20 protein-coding genes and 1 pseudogene are annotated in these 23648 nt (G+C 38.3%); all 21 read left to right on the top strand.

All coding sequences use genetic code 11. The features are described 5' to 3' along the window. On the top strand, positions 1 to 1014 hold the full coding sequence (locus K8089_RS07130; protein ID WP_237602585.1) for a type II glyceraldehyde-3-phosphate dehydrogenase: 1014 nt from the start codon (positions 1 to 3) through the stop codon (positions 1012 to 1014). Positions 1015 to 1025: 11 nt separating this feature from the next. Further along, a complete protein-coding gene (locus tag K8089_RS07125) occupies positions 1026 to 2087 on the top strand; it encodes a class I fructose-bisphosphate aldolase (RefSeq protein WP_034892092.1) in 1062 nt (353 codons plus the stop codon). An 8-nt stretch (positions 2088 to 2095) separates the two neighbouring features. After that, complete coding sequence (locus K8089_RS07120) at positions 2096 to 3439, top strand: dicarboxylate/amino acid:cation symporter (protein ID WP_237602584.1); 1344 nt, start codon at positions 2096 to 2098, stop codon at positions 3437 to 3439. Beyond that, entirely contained in the window at positions 3436 to 4353 is a 918-nt protein-coding gene (locus K8089_RS07115; protein ID WP_237602583.1) for an alpha/beta fold hydrolase, read from the top strand. The genes K8089_RS07120 and K8089_RS07115 overlap by 4 nt, the downstream gene beginning before the upstream one ends. After that, positions 4343 to 5317 (top strand): ATP-dependent 6-phosphofructokinase, encoded by a 975-nt coding sequence (locus tag K8089_RS07110; RefSeq protein WP_237602582.1) that lies wholly within the window; start codon positions 4343 to 4345, stop codon positions 5315 to 5317. The genes K8089_RS07115 and K8089_RS07110 overlap by 11 nt, the downstream gene beginning before the upstream one ends. A gap of 4 nt (positions 5318 to 5321) precedes the next feature. Beyond that, entirely contained in the window at positions 5322 to 6587 is a 1266-nt protein-coding gene (locus K8089_RS07105) for an MgtC/SapB family protein (RefSeq protein ID WP_237602581.1), read from the top strand. A 10-nt stretch (positions 6588 to 6597) separates the two neighbouring features. Next, entirely contained in the window at positions 6598 to 7593 is a 996-nt protein-coding gene (locus K8089_RS07100; RefSeq protein WP_237602580.1) for a 2-hydroxyacid dehydrogenase, read from the top strand. 19 nt (positions 7594 to 7612) lie between these two features. Then, complete coding sequence (locus tag K8089_RS07095) at positions 7613 to 8443, top strand: universal stress protein (protein ID WP_237602579.1); 831 nt, start codon at positions 7613 to 7615, stop codon at positions 8441 to 8443. Positions 8444 to 8445: 2 nt separating this feature from the next. Continuing rightward, positions 8446 to 9288, top strand: coding sequence for a restriction endonuclease (locus tag K8089_RS07090; RefSeq protein WP_237602578.1), 843 nt, complete (start codon positions 8446 to 8448; stop codon positions 9286 to 9288). Between the two features lie 41 nt (positions 9289 to 9329). Continuing rightward, positions 9330 to 9584 carry a hypothetical protein gene (locus K8089_RS07085; protein WP_237602577.1) on the top strand — a complete coding sequence of 85 codons (255 nt, stop codon included), beginning with the start codon at positions 9330 to 9332 and terminating at the stop codon, positions 9582 to 9584. A gap of 15 nt (positions 9585 to 9599) precedes the next feature. Then, positions 9600 to 10976, top strand: a complete 1377-nt coding sequence (locus K8089_RS07080; protein ID WP_237602576.1) for an MBL fold metallo-hydrolase RNA specificity domain-containing protein — start codon at positions 9600 to 9602, stop codon at positions 10974 to 10976. Positions 10977 to 11004: 28 nt separating this feature from the next. Beyond that, the gene (locus K8089_RS07075) at positions 11005 to 12507 is read left to right on the top strand and encodes a thymidine phosphorylase family protein (protein ID WP_237602575.1); all 1503 of its coding nucleotides are present in this window, start codon (positions 11005 to 11007) and stop codon (positions 12505 to 12507) included. Positions 12508 to 12517: 10 nt separating this feature from the next. Continuing rightward, a complete protein-coding gene (locus K8089_RS07070) occupies positions 12518 to 13411 on the top strand; it encodes a ribose-phosphate pyrophosphokinase (RefSeq protein WP_237602574.1) in 894 nt (297 codons plus the stop codon). Further along, the gene (locus tag K8089_RS07065) at positions 13408 to 14052 is read left to right on the top strand and encodes a hypothetical protein (protein WP_008616394.1); all 645 of its coding nucleotides are present in this window, start codon (positions 13408 to 13410) and stop codon (positions 14050 to 14052) included. The genes K8089_RS07070 and K8089_RS07065 overlap by 4 nt, the downstream gene beginning before the upstream one ends. Before the next feature lie 6 nt (positions 14053 to 14058). Continuing rightward, positions 14059 to 14352: a hypothetical protein gene (locus tag K8089_RS07060; protein ID WP_045079578.1), complete on the top strand. Its 294-nt coding sequence runs from the start codon at positions 14059 to 14061 to the stop codon at positions 14350 to 14352. 80 nt (positions 14353 to 14432) lie between these two features. Further along, complete coding sequence (locus K8089_RS07055; RefSeq protein ID WP_456237143.1) at positions 14433 to 16550, top strand: copper-translocating P-type ATPase; 2118 nt, start codon at positions 14433 to 14435, stop codon at positions 16548 to 16550. Then, positions 16551 to 17822, top strand: a complete 1272-nt coding sequence (locus K8089_RS07050) for an MFS transporter (RefSeq protein ID WP_237602573.1) — start codon at positions 16551 to 16553, stop codon at positions 17820 to 17822. A gap of 58 nt (positions 17823 to 17880) precedes the next feature. Beyond that, positions 17881 to 18446: pseudogene (locus K8089_RS07045) on the top strand (helix-turn-helix domain-containing protein). Beyond that, a complete protein-coding gene (locus tag K8089_RS07040; protein ID WP_084709024.1) occupies positions 18446 to 18652 on the top strand; it encodes a GDCCVxC domain-containing (seleno)protein in 207 nt (68 codons plus the stop codon). The pseudogene K8089_RS07045 and the gene K8089_RS07040 overlap by 1 nt, the downstream one beginning before the upstream one ends. 59 nt (positions 18653 to 18711) lie before the next feature. Then, on the top strand, positions 18712 to 19107 hold the full coding sequence (locus K8089_RS07035) for a hypothetical protein (RefSeq protein WP_226789943.1): 396 nt from the start codon (positions 18712 to 18714) through the stop codon (positions 19105 to 19107). Between the two features lie 117 nt (positions 19108 to 19224). After that, a complete protein-coding gene (locus K8089_RS07030; RefSeq protein WP_237602572.1) occupies positions 19225 to 23640 on the top strand; it encodes a CusA/CzcA family heavy metal efflux RND transporter in 4416 nt (1471 codons plus the stop codon). Positions 23641 to 23648 lie beyond the last annotated feature (8 nt).

The following is a 23648-nucleotide window of genomic DNA, read 5'->3' as shown; positions in this document are numbered from 1 at the left end:
ATGAAAGAAATAGGAGTTATAGGATACGGAGTCATAGGAAAAAGAGTGGCAGATGCCATCAAATTACAAGATGATATGAAGCTTTCGGGCGTTTGCGATATAATCAGCGATTGGCGCATTCAAAATGCCGTAAGAAAGGAGTATGATATTTATGCAGCTACCGAAGAAGCAGCCAATGATATGGACTCAAAAGGAATTTCAGTAAAAGGAAGCTTACAGGAACTTTTAAAGAAATCAGATCTTGTTGTGGACTGTACACCCAAAAAAATTGCCGCTCAGAATGTCGTTATCTACAAGGAGCAAAACATCAAATTTATTCTACACGGTGGCGAAAAACACGAAACCACAGGGCATTCCTTTAGTGCAGAAAATAATTACAAATCGGCTCTAAACTTGAATGCGACAAGAGTAGTTTCGTGTAATACTACGTCTATTTTAAGAACCTTGACCGCTTTAAAAAGAGCCGATTTATTGGATTATGCCAGAGGTACACTTTTAAGAAGAGCTACAGACCCTTGGGAAAGTCATTTAGGTGGTATTATGAATACAATGGTTCCCGAAAAAGATATCCCAAGCCATCAAGGTCCAGATGCTAAAAGTGTTGACCCAGAACTGGATGTCATCACCGCAGCGGTAAAAGTACCCGAAACATTGAGCCATCTGCACTATTGGAATGTGAAATTGAAAAAACAGGCGACAAAGCAAGAAGTGCTAAATGCTTTCAAAACGTCCAGCCGTATTAAATTGATTCAATATGACCAAGGTCTGGTTTCTAACAATACCATTAAGGAAATGTTCTTGGATATGGGAAGGCCTTGGGGCGATATGTATGAAGTAGCACTATGGGAAGATATGCTGAAGGTACAGGGAGACGAACTCTTTTATGCCTACGTGGTCGATAACCAAGCTATTGTAATCCCGGAAACAATTGATGCTATTAGGGCTTTAACTGGAATTGAAACAGATGGTACAAAATCCATAGCCAAAACAAATGAAAGTTTAGGAATCCATTAAATACTATCAAAATGAAAACAGACAAGAATATAGTAGAACTTTTAGGAGAAAAAGCAGACTTCTATTTAGAACACGTTTGTGAAAAAATAACAAAGGATGAATTGCAAGTGCCAAGCAAAAATAGTTTAGAAAAAGTATTTGGCAGTAGCAACAGAAATCCGCAGGTGCTTCGAAGTCTTTCACAATTGTACAACAACGGAAATCTGGGAGGTACAGGCTATTTAAGTATCCTTCCTGTGGACCAAGGTATTGAGCATAGCGCGGCCTTTTCATTCTATAAAAACCCAGATTATTTCGACCCAGAGAACATTATAAAACTCGCCCTTGAGGCCGGTTGTAATGGGGTGGCTTCCACGTTTGGGGTTTTGGGTTTGAATGCCCGAAAATATGCCCATAAAATCCCTTTTATCGTTAAGATTAACCACAATGAACTGCTTACCTACCCGAACAAATATGACCAAACACTCTTTGGTAAGGTAAAAACCGCTTGGGATATGGGAGCAATTGCCGTAGGAGCTACGATTTATTTTGGTTCAGCGGAAAGTAACAGACAACTCAAAGAAATAGCAGAGGCTTTTGAAGAAGCTCATAATCTTGGTATGGCTACCATTTTATGGTGCTATACACGAAATGAAGCTTTTAAAACCGATAAAGAAGATTATCACGCATCGGCCGATGTAACCGGACAAGCCAATCAGATTGGAGTAACGATACAGGCAGATATCATCAAACAAAAATTACCAACCAATAATTTTGGTTTCAAAGAGATAGGATTTGGAAAATATGATGATGAAATGTATAAAACCCTTACCACAGACCACCCTATTGACCTTTGCAGGTTGCAAGTAGCCAATTGCTATATGGGTAAAATAGGGCTGATTAATTCAGGTGGTGGTTCCAAAGGCAAATCAGATTTGTCCGAAGCTGTAACAACTGCCGTCATCAATAAAAGGGCTGGTGGCTCTGGGCTGATAATGGGAAGAAAAGCATTTCAAAAGCCCTTTAGCGAAGGCGTGAAAGTATTACAATCTGTTCAGGAAGTTTATTTGGACGATAAAATTAGTATAGCATAATCAACAGAATGTTTGACACAGAGATAAAATCATTAAAATCACTTAACCACTACCTCCTTAAACTGGTAGAAAGCCGTCTATGGCTTAAAGTAATCATTGCTTTGTTGTTAGGTGTTGGATTTGGTCTGTTATTGAGTCCACAAAATGGATGGATTTCTAAAGAAACAGCAGATATCGCGGGGAATTGGCTGGCATTGCCCGGTGTACTATTTCTGAAACTGGTTCAAATGATTATGATTCCGTTGATTGTGGCTTCCATCATTACTGGAATAGCAAGTAATGATAAGGACAGTCTAAAAAAATTAGGTGGTGGTGTTTTACTATATTTTTTGGGCACAACAATAGTTTCGGTTAGCATTGGTACGATACTATCCCAAATTTTTAGACCGGGTCGTTTTCTTCATCAACAAGCACTAAAAGAGCATAATGAAATTACGGCAGTTTCAACTGATGAACCCGAGCTTTCCTTCGGAGTTGAAACGATTCCTGATGCCATCTCAAACCTGCTTCCTGAAAATCCATTGGCATCTATGGTAAGTGGTGAAATGTTAAGTATTGTGATTTTCACAATCATTATTGGTGTAGCTGTGCTATCTCTTGAAAATGATTTACTGCGCCCAGTAAAGCTGCTTCTAAGTGCCATTCAGGAAGTCTGTATGACGGTGGTAAAATGGTCTATGTTATTAGTCCCTATTGCTGTTTTCGGACTTATGGCGCAGCTTACCTCTAGTGTTGGTTTAAGTTCTCTTTCCGGTCTCACCTATTATGTTGGCGTCGTCCTGCTCGGTCTATTACTTTTGGTAATTTTCAATTTAGGGCTAATTGTGCTTCTTGGAAAAGCAAACCCTATGCATTTCCTAAAAAAAATAAGGGACGTTCAATTATTGGCCTTTTCAACCACAAGCTCTGCGGCCGTGATGCCACTTTCCCTTCAAACAGCCGAAGAAGAATTGAAGGTGGACAAGACCATTAGCAATTTTATTATTCCCATAGGTGCAACCGTCAATATGGATGGCACTGCACTCTATCAAACCATAACTACGCTATTCATAGCCCAAGCCTATGGCTTGGAAATGAGTTTGCTCAATATTATTGTGGTCATCGTAACCATCGTTGCTGCTTCAATCGGCACACCTGCCATTCCCGGAGGTGGTGTGGTGATACTCGCTTCTGTTTTGGGAAGTGTCGGTATTCCAGCCGAAGGCATCATCATTATTATTGGTGTAGAAAGATTGTTGGGAATGTTCAGGACTGCTGTAAACGTAACGGGTGACCTCACAGCTTGTATGGTTTTTAATAGGTTTTATGGTAAAACCCCAATATTGGTTAATGATAAAACTTTAAAAATATGACATTACTACTCATATCCATATTTTTCATTTTTCCTGTGGTCGCAATAGCAGGATATCAACATTATAAGATTGTTAAGCACCCAGCTTATGATGCTGACAAAACACTCTTAAATTATGAAATTATAGGTGCGGGTGAAAACAAACTCGTTTTGCTGCACGGTTTGACAGGGTCATTGAATTATTGGAAACGCAATTTAGAAAGCATTTCAAAAACACACACTTTGCTATTATTAGACCTTTTGGGTTTTGGTGATTCGCCAAAACCACAAAGTGATTATTCGCTTTCAGTTCAACTAAAAGCTTTAGAATTGATTTTAAAAAAAGAAGGGTTTAATGATGGAAAAACAACTATCGCGGGACATTCAATGGGAGCGATAATTTCATTAGCACTTTTAGAGAAATATCCTCATTGGTTCAAGGCAGGAATTTTTATCGGCATACCTGTTTATCAGGATGCAGATGAATTTAAAAAAATTATGTCCTCACATTCCTTTGTGGACAGAATATCAATAAGCAGATTCTCTAAATACATCTGTATGATTCATCCCATTTTTATGTCGCGTGCATTTAAACCAGACAACCTCACGGATGATGTTTATGAAGATGCAAAAAAACACCATTGGCAGAGCTACTATTATTCGCTTACGAGGATAATCCTAAAAACAGATTTATACGGGATTGCAAGAAAGATTAGAAACACAAAAGTGCTTTTCATTCACGGAGCAAAGGACACTACTGCACCGCTCAAAAATGCTATAGACTTATCAAGAGAATTTACAAACGTAAAAACTGTTACCTCTACAGGGGGAGACCATCAGTTCTTTCTAAAAGAAGCAGAATTTGTATGGAAGACCATCCAAGATTTTTCTGTTTCAGATAAAAAATCACAAAAAACAATTTTAAATGAATACTAATAAAATTAAACATATAGGTGTATTTACCTCTGGAGGTGATAGTCCAGGGATGAATTCAGCCTTGTACGCCATTGCAAAAACGGCTGAAGCAACTGGTATAAAAGTTAGTGGTTTTAGAAAAGGATATGAAGGATTGATAGACGGTGACTTGGTTCAATTTAAATCACACGAATTACAAAAACTGACCCAAAAGGGTGGCACAATTCTAAAGACCGCACGAAGCAAACGTTTTCTCGAACTGGAAGGTCGAAAAAAAGCCCTGCAAACCCTAAATGCAAACAAAATAGATGCCCTGATTGCCATTGGTGGCGATGGCACATTTAAAGGACTACTTACTTTTTCAGAAATATGCGACATTCCGTTTATCGGCATTCCTGGTACTATAGATAATGATATTTCAGGAACAGATTATACCCTTGGTTTTGATTCCGCAGTAAATACAGCCATTGAGAATATTGATAAAATAAAGGACACTGCGGAATCTCACAATCGGGTATTCATTGTGGAAGTAATGGGCAGGGATTCTGGCTACATCGCCATTCATTCAGGACTTACCACAGGAGCAGATGCCATTTTAATTCCCGAGAGTGGAAAGGACTTTATTTATCTATTGGATAAGGTTAAAAACTACGATAGTGAAGATGCCTTTCTGGTTGTGGTTTCTGAAGGCGATGAAATAGGTGCCGAACTTGTTTCCTCAAAAATTAAGGAAGTCAATCCCAATGTTGATTTACGCATAACTAGGCTCGGACACATCCAGCGAGGTGGAAACCCTTCTGCTTTAGATAGAATGTTGGGGATTAGGCTTGGAGTGGCAAGTGTAAACGCACTTTCACAAGGTAAAAAGAACGTAATGGCTGGGGTTTTAAACAACCAATTGCACCTAACCCCTTTTAAAGAAGTGGTCAAACAACATCAAGTAGATGATGAATTGATGGAACTTTTGGAACTATTTGGTAAGTAAAATGATGGAAACCTTCAAAAATATCAACCCATTTATCCTTGGATTACTCATAAGTATGGGCATAGGCCTTATTCTGGGGTTGGAACGTGAATACGATAAATTGAAGGAAGAACAAGGTTTTGCAGGCATAAGAACCTTCCCGATTGTGGCCATCATTGGTTTTATTTTAGGAAGTCTTTCCCTAACGTACACACCTTGGTTGGTTATCATTGTTGCAGCGGCATTTCTATTATTTCTTTCGTTGAGTCATCTTTCTATTGCCCAAAAACACGTAATGACGGGGATTACCACCAATATGGCATTATTCGTTACGTTGATTCTAGGAATTATGGTTGCCAATCATTTGCACAAGGAAGCAGTCGCTACCGCAGTAGTCGTGGTTACTTTATTATCATTAAAAACAACCTTTAATACCTTCATTAAAAATATAACTTCAGAAGAACTTTTTGCCTTTATTAAGTTTTCAATTATTGCACTGCTGATTTTGCCTTTCTTGCCGAATCAAGACTATGGTCCAGAAGGTTTGTTAAACCCTTTTGAAATTGGAGCAATTATAGTGATTGTCTCTTTTCTGAATTTCATCGGCTACTTTCTTGTAAAATACGTAGGTTCTAAACGAGGTATCCTGCTCACTGCAATTTTAGGCGGATTGATATCAAGTACTGCCGTAGCTTGGATATATGCTTCGAGAAGTAAAGAATCGCCAGAACTTTCTAAAAAATATGCGGCTGGTATCATTATAGCTTCTGCCATAATGTTTCCCAGACTTGCAATCTTGGCTTATATTTTCAATAGCGCCATACTATCCTATTTAGCCATTCCATTTACTATTCTTACACTTATCTGTTTGATTAGCGCACTTATATTTATCAAAAAGGACACAGACGTTCCAAAGACGGATATTAACCTTGGGAATCCGCTAAATATCTGGAACGCCCTTGGGTTTGGTGGTATTTATGTAGTAATTCTGTTTGCCGTGTTTTATGGAAATCAATTTTTTGGTGAAAGCGGTTTATACTATTCAGCCCTAATTGCAGGATTGGCAGATACGGATGCGATAACTATAAGTATGGCAAAATTTGGCTCTTTGGAAGAAAAACTCACCCTTGCAACCAATGTTATCATAACGGCAACCATAAGTAATATGATTGTGAAGTTGGGGATTACTTATTTCAAAGGTTCAAAAAAAACAGGGAAACTGGTGATGCTGATTTTTGGAACTGCTGTCATCGTGGGTATAGCATATATTTTAATACAGTTAGGAATTTAAAAAGTGAATAATGAAAACAACCATATACAGCACACATAAATTCGATAAACCTTCCATTGTAAACGCCAATAATGGAAAGCATCAACTGAATTTTTTAGAATTTCGATTAACAAAGGAAACCGCCTTATTGGCAGAAGGCTCAAAGGCCATAGCACTTTTTTCCAGTGATGACGCCTCTTCGGAAGTGTTGAAGATTTTACACAAGCAGGGCATAAAATTCATCGCATTACGCTCGGCAGGTTTCAATCACGTCGATTTAAAAAAAGCATCAGAACTGGGTATAAAAGTGGCTCGTGTGCCAGCATATTCCCCGTATGCCATTGCCGAACATACAATGGCGCTGATACTTGCATTAAATCGAAAATTAATTAAAGCGCACAATAGGGTTCGCGAACAAAACTTTTCATTAAACGGTCTCACTGGTTTTGACCTAAATGGGAAAACCGTTGGCGTGATTGGAACAGGAAAAATAGGGTCTGTACTCGTAAAAATACTTCACGGATTCGGCTGCAATATTCTTGCCCAGGATATAGAAGAAAGCAAAGACCTAATTGATAAATATGGCGTAATCTATTCAGATTGTGCGACGCTCTGTAAGCACGCAGATATAATAAGCCTGCACGTGCCATTAAAAGCTTCAACAAAACATTTAATAAATAAAGAGCATATAGCACTAATGAAATCTGGAGTAATGCTCATCAATACAAGTCGTGGCGGATTGGTAGATACCAAGGCGGTTATCGAAGGATTGAAAACCAAAAAAATTGGCTATTTCGGAATCGATGTTTATGAGGAAGAAGAAGGATTGTTCTTTGAAGACCATTCCGATGATATTTTACAGGACGATGTGATTGCCAGATTGATGACCTTCAACAATGTATTAATCACAAGCCATCAAGCATTTTTAACCGAAACAGCTTTGACCAATATTGCTGAAACAACCATATATAATTTGGATTGTTTTGAAAAACAAAAACATTCTGGAAATGAAATTAGTACAAATTAAAATTTTAAAATAAAAAATTATGAAAAACATACTCGTACCAACAGACTTTTCAAAAAATTGCAATAAAGCAGAAGAACTCGGAATTGAAATGGCAAAGCTTTACAATTCCGAAATCCATTTTTTCCATTTGATGAAAACCCCAGTAGAATGGGTAAAGTTGGATAAACAAAAAGAAAAACAGTACCCAGAAACAGTAAAGCAAATAGGCATCGCAAAAGCCTACCTGAGAGAACTGGAGAAAAAAGCAGAACGACAAGGTCTTGAATGTAGGACTTTCCTTGAATTTGATGGTGGTCAGGCAAATATCCTTAAACATTCGGGTCATTTTCATCACGATTTTATAGTTACGGGAAGTAGTGGCACCCGAGGCGGTATACGTGAGTTAATGGGAAGCAACGTAGAAAAAATTGTTAGGAAAGCTGATGTACCGGTTGTTGTAGTCAAGGATGAAGAAGTATCCTTTCCTTTTAAGGATATCGTTTTTGTTTCAGATTTTCTTCAAGATGTAAGCGATGCATTTAAGCAGGTTATTTCGATTGCTGAAAAATGCGGTGCACATATCCATTTATTGAGGGTCAATACTCAGACCGATTTTAACAGTATAGAACAAGGGTTGAACCCCATCAATGAGTTCCTGAAAAAATTCCCGGATTTGGATAACTTCTCAATGAACGTATATAACGAACCTGACGTAGAAACAGGGATAAACAATTTTTTACGATATAAAAATGCCGATTTAATTGCAATGTGTACACACGGACGTACAGGCTTTTTAAGCTTATTCTCTAAAAGCATCGCAGAGGGTATTACCAATCACTCCGAACTACCAGTAATGACTATTAAAATGTAAAAATGAATAAATCAGTCTTAATAAAAAAATATTCTGGTGAGTATGAATCCTTTGATGTAAACAAACTCATCAACTCCCTGCGACGTTCGCGGGCAGATGAGGATATTATTCAAGATATAGCCCGGAAAGTACAAGAGCAGATTGAAGAAGGAATGACCACCAAGAAAATCTATCAATTGGCTTTCAAGATGCTTAGGTCCAAATCGAGAGTAAGTGCATCAAAATACAAACTTAAAAAAGCGTTGATGGAACTGGGACCAACGGGTTTTCCTTTTGAAAAATTGGTAGGCCAGCTATTAGCTCACGAAGGATTTGCAACACAAGTTGGTGTGATTGTACAAGGTAATTGTGTTCAACACGAAATAGATGTGATAGCGCAAAAAGACAATAATCATTATATGATTGAATGCAAATACCATAGCGATCAAGGCCGAGTTTGCAACGTGAAGATTCCATTATACATCAATTCAAGATTTTTAGATGTAGAAAAAAATTGGGAACGCCAAATAGGTCACGATACTAAACTTCACAAAGGAGGCGTCTATACAAATACACGATTTACAAGTGATGCGGTACAATATGGTAAATGCGTTGGGTTATTATTGACAAGTTGGGATTACCCAATGGATAACGGGTTAAAAGACAGAATAGATAAAGCTGGTCTGCACCCATTGACCGCATTGACAACGCTGACCAAAGCTGAGAAATCAAAGCTATTGGACAAGGGAATTGTGCTCTGTAAAGAGCTTCACGAAAATCCTGCGTTATTAGAGCAGATAGGGGTTGACAAAAAAAGGCACAAAAATATTTTGGCAGATTCAAAAGAGCTGTGCCAAAGCACTTAAGAGTAAATGATATAATAGTTCAATAATCTTAAAATAACCAGATGAAAACAGATGAAACCCAAAAACAGAACACAATAGATTTGGAGCCATTTTACCAAGCATTGGAAGATGATCCAAAACTACTTGAAGAAGCCCTTGAAATAGTATTGGGGATGGTAAACTTTGAACCTGAATCCGTTAAGAAATTGGCGCTTTTTATCAAAGAAGATTCCCGTAATCTGTATAATGAGATAGCGGAATTGAGCAAATCAAATCAAGATAAAGGAAACACACCTTCCTGCTGTGGAGGACACTAAATAAGTACTACAAAGATGAAAAACAATAAAATAAACATTCACTTTTTAGGAGCGGCAGGCACGGTAACTGGCTCAAAATATTTAGTGGATACAGGAGATAAAAAAATACTGATAGACTGCGGACTTTTTCAAGGGTTAAAAGAATTACGCCTTAAAAACTGGGAGTATCCACCCGTTAATGTTGCTGATATTGACGCTGTTTTGCTTACCCACGGCCATATGGACCATACAGGATATTTGCCGAGATTGGTAAAACAAGGTTTCAAAGGGCCCATTTACGGCACCAATCCCACCTTGGACATCGCAAAAATCATTTTGAATGATAGTGCAAAAATTCAGGAACAAGAAGCAGAACGTGCCAATAAAGAAGGCTATTCCAAACATAATCCTGCTGAACCATTGTACGACCTAAAGGATGTAGAAAAAACTATCCCTCATTTTAAGGGTATTCCGCAATCCCAATGGATTCCATTGTTTGATGGTATCAGGGCTCGATTCCAATACAACGGACACATTCTTGGCGCTACCTACATCGAGTTGGATATACACGGAAAACGTTTTGTCTTTTCGGGAGATATTGGAAGAACCAATGATTTATTGCTCTATCAACCTCTAAAACCAAAAAAGGCGGATATACTATTTATTGAATCCACTTATGGTGGAAGGTTTCATCCTGATGAAGTGGAAGCGCTTCCGCAGATTGAAAAATTGGTCAATGATACTGTCAATAGAGGTGGCAGCTTATTTATTCCAAGTTTTTCGGTAGAACGTGCCCAACTGATGATGCTTATATTCTGGAGATTGCTCAAGGAGAATAAAATACCCAAAGTACAAATGATTATGGATAGCCCAATGGGAGCGAATGTATTGGAGCTGTTCCACCGCACCAGAGATTGGCATCGATTAGAAGATAATGAATGTGATGAAATGTGCTCACACTTTACCGTTGTAAGCAGTTATCGAGAAACTATGGAATTACGGACTGATAATAAACCCAAAATCGTGATTGCAGGAAGCGGAATGCTCACAGGGGGAAGAATGCTAAACTATCTTGAAACACAGGCACAAAATCCAAATAACACCTTACTTTTTGTAGGCTATCAAGCTGAAGGCACTCGTGGCAGAAAATTATTGGAAGGTGAAAAAGAACTAAAAGTATATGGAAAATGGGTGCCGTTTAAAATGCAAGTAGTAGAAATTGAAGGGCTTTCGGCACACGCAGACCACGCAGAACTTATGGACTGGATGGATAAGATAAAAAACAAACCCGAACGTATTTTCATTGTACACGGTGAAAAAGAGAGTGCAGAAGCATTGCAAAAAGGCATCAAGGAAACCTATGGGTGGGATGCAGAAATTCCGCAATTATACACTATCGAAGAAATAGAATAAATCGAAAAATCACAACAACCAATAAAATATGGACACACACTCAAACATATTAAAATATAAACATCTCGGAATCTATACCCAAAACGAAAATGTAGTGTATATGCGCGAAGATTGCCACGTCTGTATTTCAGAAGGGTTTGAGGCACTTACCCGAATAAGAATATCCAATGCAAATACATCAATCGTAGCAAGTCTTAATGTCCTGAATTCTGATATTCTGTTGCCTAATGAAATCGGACTATCAGATGCTGCTGCGAAAAAACTCAATGTTTCCCCAAACGATACATTATATGTTTCCCATTTAGAGCCTATTGAATCCTTAAGCCACGTCAGGGCAAAAATCTATAACAAAAAACTGGATTATAAGGCCTATAACAACATCATAACCGATATCGTGGAAGGCGATTATTCCAACATCCACCTTTCGGCATTTATTACTGCCTGTGCTGGCGACCGAATGGATATTGATGAAATAAGTGACCTTACTAAAGCAATGATTGCTTCCGGAAAGCAACTGAACTGGAACAAGGATATCGTGGTCGACAAACATTGTATTGGCGGATTGCCTGGCAATAGGACAACACCATTGGTAGTTGCCATTGTTGCCGCGTATGGTCTTACTATGCCAAAAACATCCTCACGGGCAATCACTTCGCCAGCAGGCACAGCAGATACAATGGAAGTACTGACCAATGTAACGCTCTCTTCCGAAGAAATAAAAGCTGTAGTCGAAAAAGAAGGAGGATGTTTTGTCTGGGGAGGTACAGCGCAATTAAGTCCTGCCGACGATGTGCTCATTAAAATTGAAAAAGCTTTGGATATCGATAGTGAAGGTCAGCTCATTGCTTCAGTACTCTCTAAAAAGGCAGCAGCTGGTTCTACTCACGTGGTCATTGATATTCCCGTGGGAGAAACCGCCAAGGTTCGCAGTACCGAAATGGCAGAAAAACTAAAAAATCATATGGAAACTGTTGGAACTGCTGTTGGGTTGAATGTAAAAGTTGTAGTTACGGATGGCACGCAGCCTGTTGGAAGGGGTATCGGTCCAACTTTAGAAGCCATTGATATTTTAAAAGTATTGAAAAATGAAGCAGATGCACCTAAAGACTTAACAGAAAGAGCATTGCTTTTAGCCGCTGAACTAATAGAGCTTTCTGGTAAAGTAGAAAAAGGGAAAGGATTAGTAACCGCAAATCAACTTCTCAAATCTGGAAAAGCATATGAAAAATTCATAGCCATTTGTAAGGCGCAAGGTCAATTTTCAAAACCAGTTTTAGCACCTTATAAAATTGAAATTAAAGCTGAAAAGTCAGGCGTTTTGCAACGAATTGATAACCGTAAAATTGCAAAACTGGCCAAGCTTTCTGGAGCACCACAATCTAAATCGGCAGGGATTCTTCTAAATGTGCATTTGGGAGAACAAATCGAAGAGAACCAACTGCTTTATACCATATATGCTGAATCCAAAGGTGAACTTAATTATGCCTTGGAATATGAAAACAACCATAACGACATCATAACTATAAATTAAAGAACATACTATGAAAACAATATTATTCAGTCTTCCCGGAAATGAAGAACTCACAGAACTAATGGCTACAAAAATGGATGCTGAAGTGGGTCAAGCCACATTAAGGAAATTCCCTGACGGAGAATCATACACGCGCATATTGTCTGATGTTAAAGATAAATGTGTGGTACTGGTATGTACCTTACACGAACCGGATGAAAAACTATTACCGCTTTATTTTCTAAGTCACACAGCCAAATCATTAGGCGCTATGTGTACTTGTTTGGTAGCACCTTATTTGGCGTATATGCGGCAGGACAAAGTATTTAATGAAGGAGAAGGAGTGACTTCCGGTTTCTTCGGAAAATTGATTTCTGGTTTCGCCGATAGCATTACCACAGTTGACCCGCACTTACATAGAATTAGCTCGTTGGGTGAAGTGTATCAAATTCCAAACAAAGTGATTCACGCTGCCGATGCCATTTCAAATTGGATCAAGGAAAACATCAAAAACCCGGTACTTATCGGACCTGATTCGGAAAGTGAACAATGGGTTTCAGAAGTCGCCAAAAATGCTGGAGCACCATTTATAGTATTACAAAAGATGCGCCACGGTGACCGTGATGTAGAGGTCTCTGTTCCCGATGTGGATATATATAAAGATGCTACACCCATTTTGGTAGATGATATTATTTCCACAGCCCGAACAATGATTGAAACCGTACAACATTTGAAAAAAGCAGGAATGAAACCACCTATCTGCGTAGGCATTCACGCCGTTTTTTCAGGAAATTCCTATAAAGATTTATTGGGTTCCGGGGTGGAAAAAATAGTGACTTGTAATACCATCCCGCATCCTACAAATGGAATAGATTTAAGTGATATTATGGCAAAAGAGGTGAAAAAATTAATGCACCAGATATGAGAAAACAAGGCTTTATAGTACTAATCACTTTATTCAGCATCACAATGACTGGACAAACTGAAATGCTCATTGGGCAGATTTCAGGCAGAGTTGTTATTCGGGAAAACTTTGATGAAAATGGTTCTTTTTTAAATAAACAAACTTTCAAAGCCAGTGAAACAATAAAGAAAAATGGATACTATGAAATTGAGGTAGTTACGGAATTGTTTGATAAAGACAAAAAATTGACCGATAAATACACCACAACCTATCGTTGCAAGCCTGATGAAGCAAGTGTAGTGGTAATGGCTTTCCCGTTTTCCAATCCAAAATCAAAGAAAACAGAAATCAACACCACTTCAAAGAAATTTAAAGAACTATACAATTTGGATAATCTGAAAAATATTGAATTGGAAATGAGTTTTGACTCGGGCTTGTTGAATTTTTTCGGTTCAAAAAGCATCATAAAAATTTACGATCGAAAATTAGAAGCTGGCAAAAACACTATTAAATCAAAAATAAATATTAAGGCCTATGCCTGGGGTATTCGCATCAAGCAATTCAATTATACTGTTATTGAAAAATTAAATGAAAAAGGATTATTGACTTTTCAGAAATTTTCAGAAGCAGATAACAGCTATTTTACAATAAACTATAAATAAAGACAGATGAAAAATTACGATACACTATCAGAAGCTATTAACGATTTACAGGCAAGTGAATATCCTTATGATTTTAACTTAAAACCTGAATGCCTGGAATGTGCTTCACTGGAAATTGAGATTCATCCAGAGGATTTCAAAGTAGATAAAACCTATCGTTTTGAAGGTATGAGCAGTACCGATGATAATAGCATTTTATACGCCATTTCATCAAAAAACGGAATTAAGGGTCTTTTGGTGGATGCCTACGGCGTATATGCCGAAAACATTTCTGAAGCAATGCGGAAAAAATTACGATAACACTTAAATAGAACTATATGGACAATAACAAAAATCACAAGGACAAAAAAATGGACCATTCGAAGATGGACCATTCTAAAATGAATGAAGATAACATCGACCATTCAAAAATGGACCACTCAAAGATGGACCACTCAAAAATGGAAGACCCAAAATCGGACGACCATAGCAAGATGGACCACAGTAAAATGGACCATTCAAAGATGAAACACGACCACGGAAGCATACCAATGGGTATGGCAGGCCACGACCATCATAAGATGATGATTGCCGATTTTAGGAAACGGTTTTGGGTAACCCTTGTACTTACTATTCCCATACTGTTCTTCTCGCCGATGATTCAGGACTTTTTTGGATATGAGTTTTTGCTTCCCGGAAACCAATATATCCTTTTTGCACTTTCATCCGTAGTTTATTTTTACGGTGGTTGGCCATTTTTAACAGGATTTTGGTCTGAAGTAAAAAAAGGTGCACCAGGAATGATGACCCTAATTTCTATGGCTATAAGTGTTGCCTACTTTTATAGCACCGCGACAGTTTTTGGCTTACGTGGAGAGGATTTTTTCTGGGAACTTTCTACACTAATTGCTATAATGCTATTGGGACATTGGATAGAAATGAAAAGTGTTTTGGGTGCTTCCAAAGCTTTACAACTTTTAGTAAGTATGATGCCCGCTGAAGCGCATAGAGTAAAGGATGATACCGTAGAAGACATTCCTTTGGAAGATTTGTTAAAAGGCGATGTGATTTTAGTAAAGCCTGGCGAGAAAGTTCCAGCTGATGGAATCATTGTTGAAGGTTCCAGTTACTTGAATGAATCAATGCTAACAGGAGAATCAAAACCAGTAAAAAAAGAAGAAAAGGATAAAGTAATTGGAGGTTCTGTAAACGGCAATGGCAGCATAAAGGTAAAAGTGGTACATACAGGAAAAGACAGTTATCTCAACAAGGTTATCACAATGGTTGAGGAAGCACAAAAGACCAAGTCCAAAATGCAAAATCTATCGGATAGAGCAGCAAAGTGGTTGACTTATATTGCCTTGTCTATAGGATTTGGTACGTTGGCAGTTTGGTTAATTCTAGGGTTCCCTTTCGTTTATGCATTAGAAAGAATGGTTACCGTTATGGTCATCGCTTGTCCACACGCACTTGGCCTTGCCATTCCACTTGTAGTTGCGATTTCTACCGCAGTATCTGCTCAAAATGGGCTATTGATTCGTAATAGAACCGCATTTGAGGAATCACGCAAAATATCCACTCTGCTCTTTGACAAAACAGGAACATTGACTAAAGGGGATTTTGGCGTTACCCGAATTGAATCGGTAGATAAAAAATATACATCAGATGAAGTATTAAGACTTGCAAGTGCCTTGGAGCAAAGCTCGGAACATCCTATTGCCGTTGGTATTATAAAAAGGGTTAAGGAAGATAAGGTTGCTATTCCCAATCCTGAAAACTTTAATGCGATTACAGGAAAAGGTGTAGAGGCAAATGTAGAAGGCAAGCAGGTGAAAGTAGTGAGCCCTGGTTATTTGAGGGATGAAAAAATCACCATTCCTGAAGATGCGTATAGTGACGCTGCCGAAACAGTCGTATTTGTGTTAATTGAAGGTGCGTTAGCAGGATACATTGCTCTTGCTGATGAAATAAGACCTGAATCTGCCGAAGCCATAAGGGTCTTTAAAGAGAACAACATAAAAGTCTTGATGGCAACTGGCGATAACGAAAAAACCGCCAAAGCCGTAAGCGATAAACTTGGATTGGATGGATATTATGCCGAAGTATTGCCACACCAAAAAGTGGAAATCGTAAAAGAATTGCAAGGTAAAGGAGAATTTGTGGCTATGACGGGAGATGGCGTTAATGATGCACCCGCTTTGGCACAAGCAAACGTGGGTATTGCCGTAGGTTCGGGAACCGATGTGGCAGCAGAAACAGCAGACATTATTTTGGTAAACAGTAATCCACAGGATATTGCGAACTTAATTTTATTTGGAAAGGCTACCTACAATAAAATGATACAGAACTTAATATGGGCAACGGGTTATAACGTTGTTGCAATACCATTAGCCGCTGGAGTTCTGTATTCTTCAGGATTTGTTTTAGGACCTGCGGTAGGAGCTGTATTTATGAGTTTGAGTACAATTATAGTGGCCATTAATGCGCAATTATTAAAGCGAAAAATCGGTAAAAAATAAATGGAAAGAAAAGAAAAACTCAACAGGATATTTTTAATTCTGTTGAGTTTATTTGTAGTGATGTTGGGCTATGGTATATTATTGCCAACCCTTCCTTACTATACCGAAAGGCTAGCAATAAAGGGCAATCTCGACACCGACCTTATCAACTTCCATATTGGATTGCTTACGAGCATCTATCCATTTTTTCAATTACTATTCGTAGTGGTTTGGGGAAAGCTTTCAGATAAATATGGTCGAAAACCTATAATCATTTGTGGACTAATCGGTTTTGTAATTATGCAATTGCTCACTGGTCTTGCCACATCTCTAACAATGCTTTATGTTGCTCGAATTTTTGGTGGTATTTTCACATCAGCAGTTATTCCAGTTAGCAACGCATATTTAAGCGACATTACTTCTGAAAAACGGAGAACAAAAATAATGGCCTGGTCAGGCGTTGCCATTAGCTCTGGGGTTATTTTTGGCCCTGCCATTGGAAGCTTTCTGTCCCAGACCGATATTCATATAAAATATACTATAGGTCTGCTACATTTAGACCGATTTTCAGTTCCCTTTTTATTCGCCTCCCTACTCGGGTTGATTGTCTTGTTTGTTGTGACGAAATGGCTTAAAAACACTGCTCGTGTTCCTAAGTTTACAACACAAAAAGTGAGCTTGCGATTCACATTTACTAAATATTTTATCGTATTACTGTTATTATCTTTTGTCATTCAATTTGCAGTCACCTTGTTTGAAACTGTCTTTTCAATCTATGGTAAAGATGAATTGGCATTTAACAGTAATCAAATCGGTATAGGTTTTATGCTATGTGGCGCAATAATGGCTGTTCTACAGCCTGTTTTCGCAACTTACGGAGAGAAAGTTCTATCCACAAAAAAACAAATAGCGCTAGGATTGTTCATATCTGGATTATCCTTGATTGTTTTTCCATTTTTAAATAATGAATTTATGGTATATGGATTAATCATTGTTTTTGCCACTGGTGTTGCTATGGTAACACCTAATTTATTATCAGCAGTTTCATTACTATCAAAGAACAATACAGGCAGAAATATATCCATACAAAGTTCAACCAATAGTATTGGTCAGATTTTAGGTCCCATTTTAGGAACTTGGATGCTAGCAGGTAGTTTTTATTATCCATTCATAATTGCTGGAATGGTTGTTTTGTTTGCCATAGGTTTGGTTTATTATCTTAACCAACAAAGCAGGGGGATGAATGGGGCCTTATTGGTGGGCCAACAAAAAAAGAGCAACGATGGACCCTAAACAAACAAATAGAGAATATAGTGCCGCGACATTAACATTATTATGAAACAAGTACACTATGAATGAGATTATCCATATCAAAAATATGGTCTGCCCGAGATGTATTTCGGCAGTATCCAATACTTTGGAACTTCTTGAAATACCGTATGTTTCTATAAAATTGGGGGAGGTCAAATTACTTTCAACATTGAATGCCAAAACCAAAAATAATCTTTCCAAAGCTCTTCAAAATTCTGGCTTTAGTTTGATTGACGACCGTAAAAGTCAACTTATTGAGCAAATGAAAACTTTGGTTGTTGAGAAAATACATCATTCCAACGACGAAACCGATTTAAAATGGGCAGATATTATAAGTGGTGAACTTAATTTGGATTACAAATATTTAAGTTCCCTATTCTCGTCAGTAGAAAGCATCACGTTTGAGCAATATATCATCAACCAAAAAATTGAACGTGTCAAGGAACTAATAGTTTATGATGAATTAACCTTGAGTGAAATAGCCTAAGAATGAATTACAGTAGCGTCGCTTATTTAAGCAATCAGTTTAAAAAGCTAACAGGAATGACCCCTTCGGAATTTAAAAAAAGTACTAATAAAAACCGTAAGTCATTAGATGAGATTTGATGAAAATTCAATTAAAATCAGAGATTACCTGTCCAAACTGCGGACACAAAAAAGTAGAAGAGATGCCAACAAACGCTTGTCAATTCTTTTACGAGTGTGAGAATTGTAAAACAGTCTTGAAGCCTTATGATGGAGATTGTTGTGTGTTTTGTTCTTATGGAACAGTTCCTTGTCCACCAATTCAAGAAAATAAATATTGTTGCTAACATCTGAATAATCTTTGCACAACCTGTGCATCGATTAATTTGTATCTTTGTCAAAATTTATGAAAATATTCTTTTCCATATCAATGTCAATTTTATTCTTTTTTCAGGGAATTAGCATTGATATGGACTTTTGTGGACCAATTAAAGAAATTTCAAGCATTATTACCCATTATCAAGACCATAAAGTTTATGGAGACTCTTTCCTTGAATATGTAGTTGAAGATTACATTGACAATGATGCAAAAAATGAAGGGCATCATAATAACCCAGATAAGGAGAATACACCAGTCCATTCCCATCATCAATGTTGTCACCCTTTAGTATTAATTATTGCGAACAACAATTCGGCTTTAACCAATCGACTAAAGTTTGAAGAGAAAAAACAGTTTAACTTACATAAAGTAAACTTCACTTCCAGATATCTGGAATCGCTTTTCCAACCCCCTAAAGTATAATTCAGTTTTTTTAGGATAGCTATATCCTACCGTGATGCTTTTAAAAGTAAGTATCGCATCATAAACGCATTGCATCTCTTTGCATTGCGATGTTTAAACTGAATTAATACTTTTTCTATGATTAACAAAATCATTTCATTTTCCATTAATAACAAGTTTATTATTGGGCTCTTTATAGTGGCACTTGTAGGTACGGGCATTTGGTCTATGGCCACTATAAATCTGGGTTCTGTACCCGATATTACCAACAACCAAGTACAGGTTATTACAGTTGCCCCAAATTTAGGTACTGAAGACATTGAGCAATTTGTTACCTATCCGGTAGAATTGGCAATGGCAAACCTTCCTGACGTTATCGAGCTGCGTTCCGTTTCCCGTTTTGGTCTTTCTGTGGTTACCATTGTTTTTAAGGACGAGGCAGGTACTTATCTTCCCCGGCAATTGGTGCAGGAGAAATTAACCGAAGTTGCTGGAGAAATCCCCGAAGGCTTCGGCACACCATTTATGGCACCAATAACTACGGGTCTGGGCGAAATCTACCAATACACCCTAAAAGTAAAAGAAGGCTACGAAGATAAATACGATGCTATGGAGCTTCGTACCATACAGGATTGGATTGTAAAACGACAAATGGCATTAGTCCCCGGAGTCGTCGAGGTCAATGCTTTTGGAGGGTATGTGAAACAATATGAAGTGGCCATAAATCCTGATAAATTAAAAAGTTTTGGCATTACAATGAATCAGGTTTTTGAAGCCCTGAAAGTGAACAATGCCAATACAGGTGGTGCTTATATCGAGAAAAACCACCAAGCAAATTTCATTCGCGGAGAAGGTTTGGCGCGTAGCATTGAAGATTTGGAAAACACCGTTGTAACCACACAAAACGGAAGCCCTGTTTTAGTGCGGGATGTCGCTGAAAAAGTGGGCTATGGGAATCAGGTGCGATATGGTGCGTTTACCCAAGATGGCCACGAATCTGTTGGTGGACAAATACTGATGCTGAAAGGCGAAAGTCCAAGTAACGTTATAGAAAATGTTGAAAAGCGCATTGTAGAAATCCAAAAATCCTTACCGGAAGGCGTTTACATAGATACGTTTTTAAGTCGAAGTGAATTGATAGGAAGAACCACAAGTACCGTAAAAACAAACCTAATAGAAGGAGCGCTTATTGTTATATTTGTTTTGGTCTTGCTTTTGGGGAGCTTCCGTGGAGGATTGATAGCTGCTTCGATAATCCCTTTGTGCTTATTATTTGCATTTATTTTGATGAAACAATTTGGCATTTGGGCAAACCTGATGTCATTGGGTGCAATTGATTTTGGGATTATTGTTGACGGTGCGGTAATTATAGTTGAGGGTACGGTTTTCCACATACATCAACGGATGAAAAAATCCAAGGCTATCATAGGACAATCCGAGATGGATGAAATAACCTACGATTCTGCAAGTAAAATGATGAATTCTGCCTTTTTCGGTCAATTAATCGTACTCATTGTTTTCACACCGATTCTGTTTTTGACAGGTGTAGAAGGAAAAATGTTTCGACCTATGGCATTCACTTTTGGATTTGCCGTTTTAGGGGCAATTATTCTTTGCCTTACCTACGTACCAATGATGTCGTCCTTATTTTTAAAACCTGCTAAAAATCAAAATAGTTGGTTTGCCAAATTTGAAAACCAGATGGATAGGATAAGCGATAAAATTATGGATTTTTTAAATCGCGCGTATCTACCCATACTTAATTTTGCACTTCGCTTTAGGGCTGGTGTGGTTATAGGAGCGGTTTCATTGCTATTAATTGCAGGATTTGTATTTAGCAATATGGGAGCAGAATTTGTCCCGAAATTTGATGAAGGCGATATTGCCTTTCAAGCCTTGATAAAACCAGGGAGCAGTCTTACAGAATCTATTGAGGCTTCAAAAAAACTTCAGAATTTAATCAATGAATTTCCAGAAGTAAAAACGGTAGTTTCAAGGATTGGTGTGGCCGAAATACCAACAGACCCAATGCCTATGGATATTGCGGATAGTTACATTATTCTTGAAAAAGACAAGAGTAAATGGACTTCCGCAGATAGTAAGGAGGAGCTCATAGAAAAAATACAAGAAAAAATTTCAGTAGTGCCTGGTGTAAACTTTGTGTTTACACAACCTGTTGAACTTCGATTTAATGAATTGCTGACTGGCGTTCGTGAGGACGTAGCCATCAAATTATATGGAGAAGATTTAAACGTGTTGGCAGATAAGGTTCAGGAAATTGCTGCGGTCATACGGAAAGTTCCGGGTGCTGCAGACCTTAACGTAGAGGCTACAAGTGGTTTGCCCCAAATGACCGTGGTGTATAACCGCGCAAAAATGGCTCAATACGGAGTAACCGTTGACAAGCTGAATGATTATGTGAGTGCATCGTTTTCAGGAGAAGCCGCAGGTGTGATTTTTGAGGGCGAAAAACGCTTTGATGTAGTCATTCGTTTGGCGGAAGACTTTAGGCAAGACATCAACAGCCTTAAGAATTTGTATATCGATTTGCCAAACGGAGCGCAAGTGCCTTTAAAGGAAGTCGCGGACATCAGTTACAAACCAGGACCAATGCAGATTTCAAGGGACAATACCTCGCGGCGTATTTCGGTTGGTGTCAATGTTCGTGGGCGAGATGTAAAATCGATGGTTGAGGAGATTCAGCAAAAACTGGAAACGGAAGTGAAACTGCCACCGGGATATTATGTTACTTACGGAGGGTCATTTGAAAACCTGCAACGTGCGTCAGACCGATTGATGATCGTAGTCCCAATCGTTTTAATAACAATATTTGTTCTGCTTTACTTTGCTTTGAATTCATTTTCACAAGCCTTGATGATCTATATGGCGGTACCTTTGGCAGCCATAGGTGGCGTTTTCGTTTTGTGGATTCGTGGAATGCCTTTCAGTATTTCGGCGGGAGTCGGGTTTATCGTACTCTTCGGAGTTGCCGTATTAAACGGCTTGATTCTTATAAACAAATTCAATGAACTAAAAGACAGTGGAATGACAGATATAAAAAAACGTATATACGAAGCTACGCACGAACGTTTACGTCCAATTTTATTGACAGCCATTACAACAATTATGGGCTTTATCCCAATGGCGGTTTCCACCTCTGGTGGTGCCGAAGTACAACGACCATTGGCAACAGTAGTGATTGGAGGAATGCTTACGGCAACCTTTCTGACCTTGGTGGTTATTCCTATTCTTTATTACTGGCTCGAATCGAGAAAAGAACGAAACAATAACGATGGAGCTATAAGCTATGTCAACAAATCAACTAACATTGTAACCGTATTATTGATGGTTGGCGGTTTGATGGCTTCTGGAACTGCTTTTGCCCAAGACACCAATGCAGATGGAACAATTCCAAAAACCTTGACCGTGGATGAGGCCATCGCTTTGGCAAAACAGAATTATCCTTCTCTTAAAGAAAGTCAAGCCTTTATAGAACGTGAACAGGCTATGAAAGGCACAAGTTTCGACTTGGGCAGTACGCAAGTTTTTACGGGAAAGGAAGAATATGGCAATAATCTTCCCGGAGTACAGACTACCATTGGTGTGCAACAGGGCAACATTGATTTGCTTTCAGGATTTTCAAAATCGAAGTTTTACAAAGAGCGTATTGCCTTGGGAGAAAAGTTTTATGTGGCCAATGAACAACAGTTGGTGCGCAATGTGATGCAAGCCTATGACCAAATTAATTATTACAAGGCACAGTTGCGTTTTGCAGAACAGCTGGATAGTGTTTATATTAATTTTAGGGAGGCTGCTGAATTGCGTTATGAAACAGGGGAAACCGGGAAATTGGAATTTATTGCAGCATCTTCGGAATATCAGCAAATACAAGTATTAAAACAACAAGCCTATGACGATATTGAAATTGCCAAACGTGCCTTAAAACAATATTTGGGAACGGATGAAACCATCGAAACAGTTGATGGTTTTTACGAGCCATTGGATTTTATGGCAACGTTGGATTCAACCTCGGTGACAAACAACCCAATGTTGCAATATGCGTTGCAGAACGCCGAAGTAAGTAAAGCAAATGTGGGCGTTGAAAAATCCCAATTCCTACCGAAATTTAATTTATCGTTCGGACGGCAAGTTGTGGATGATGTTTCAGGCTTTAATACCTATCAGGCAGGTATCAGTATTCCGTTGTGGTTTTTTCCGCAGAAATCAAGGGTAAAGGCAGCCAAGGCAGATGCAATGGTCGCAGAAAATCAATATTTGGAGCAAAAGGCAACCACCGAAAGTAGGGTGTCGCAATTGTTCAAATCCCTTGAAAAAACGCGGAAAATATTGCAGTATTATGAAGAAGGCGCATTGCTTTTGGCGGAAGAACAAATAACCACCGCAGAATTGGCATCCAAGGAAGGCGAAATAGATTATGTCAACTATATAACCATCCTTAACAGTGCCATCAGGATAAAGCAAACACATTTGGAATACATCAATCAATACAACCAACAATCTATTGAGGTACAATATCAGTTGGGTAATCTATAATATAATAA

The sequence above is a fragment of the Aequorivita vitellina genome, from assembly GCF_022008365.1.
Lineage (GTDB): Bacteria > Bacteroidota > Bacteroidia > Flavobacteriales > Flavobacteriaceae > Aequorivita > Aequorivita vitellina.
This window is presented reverse-complemented; position numbering and strand designations above follow the sequence as displayed.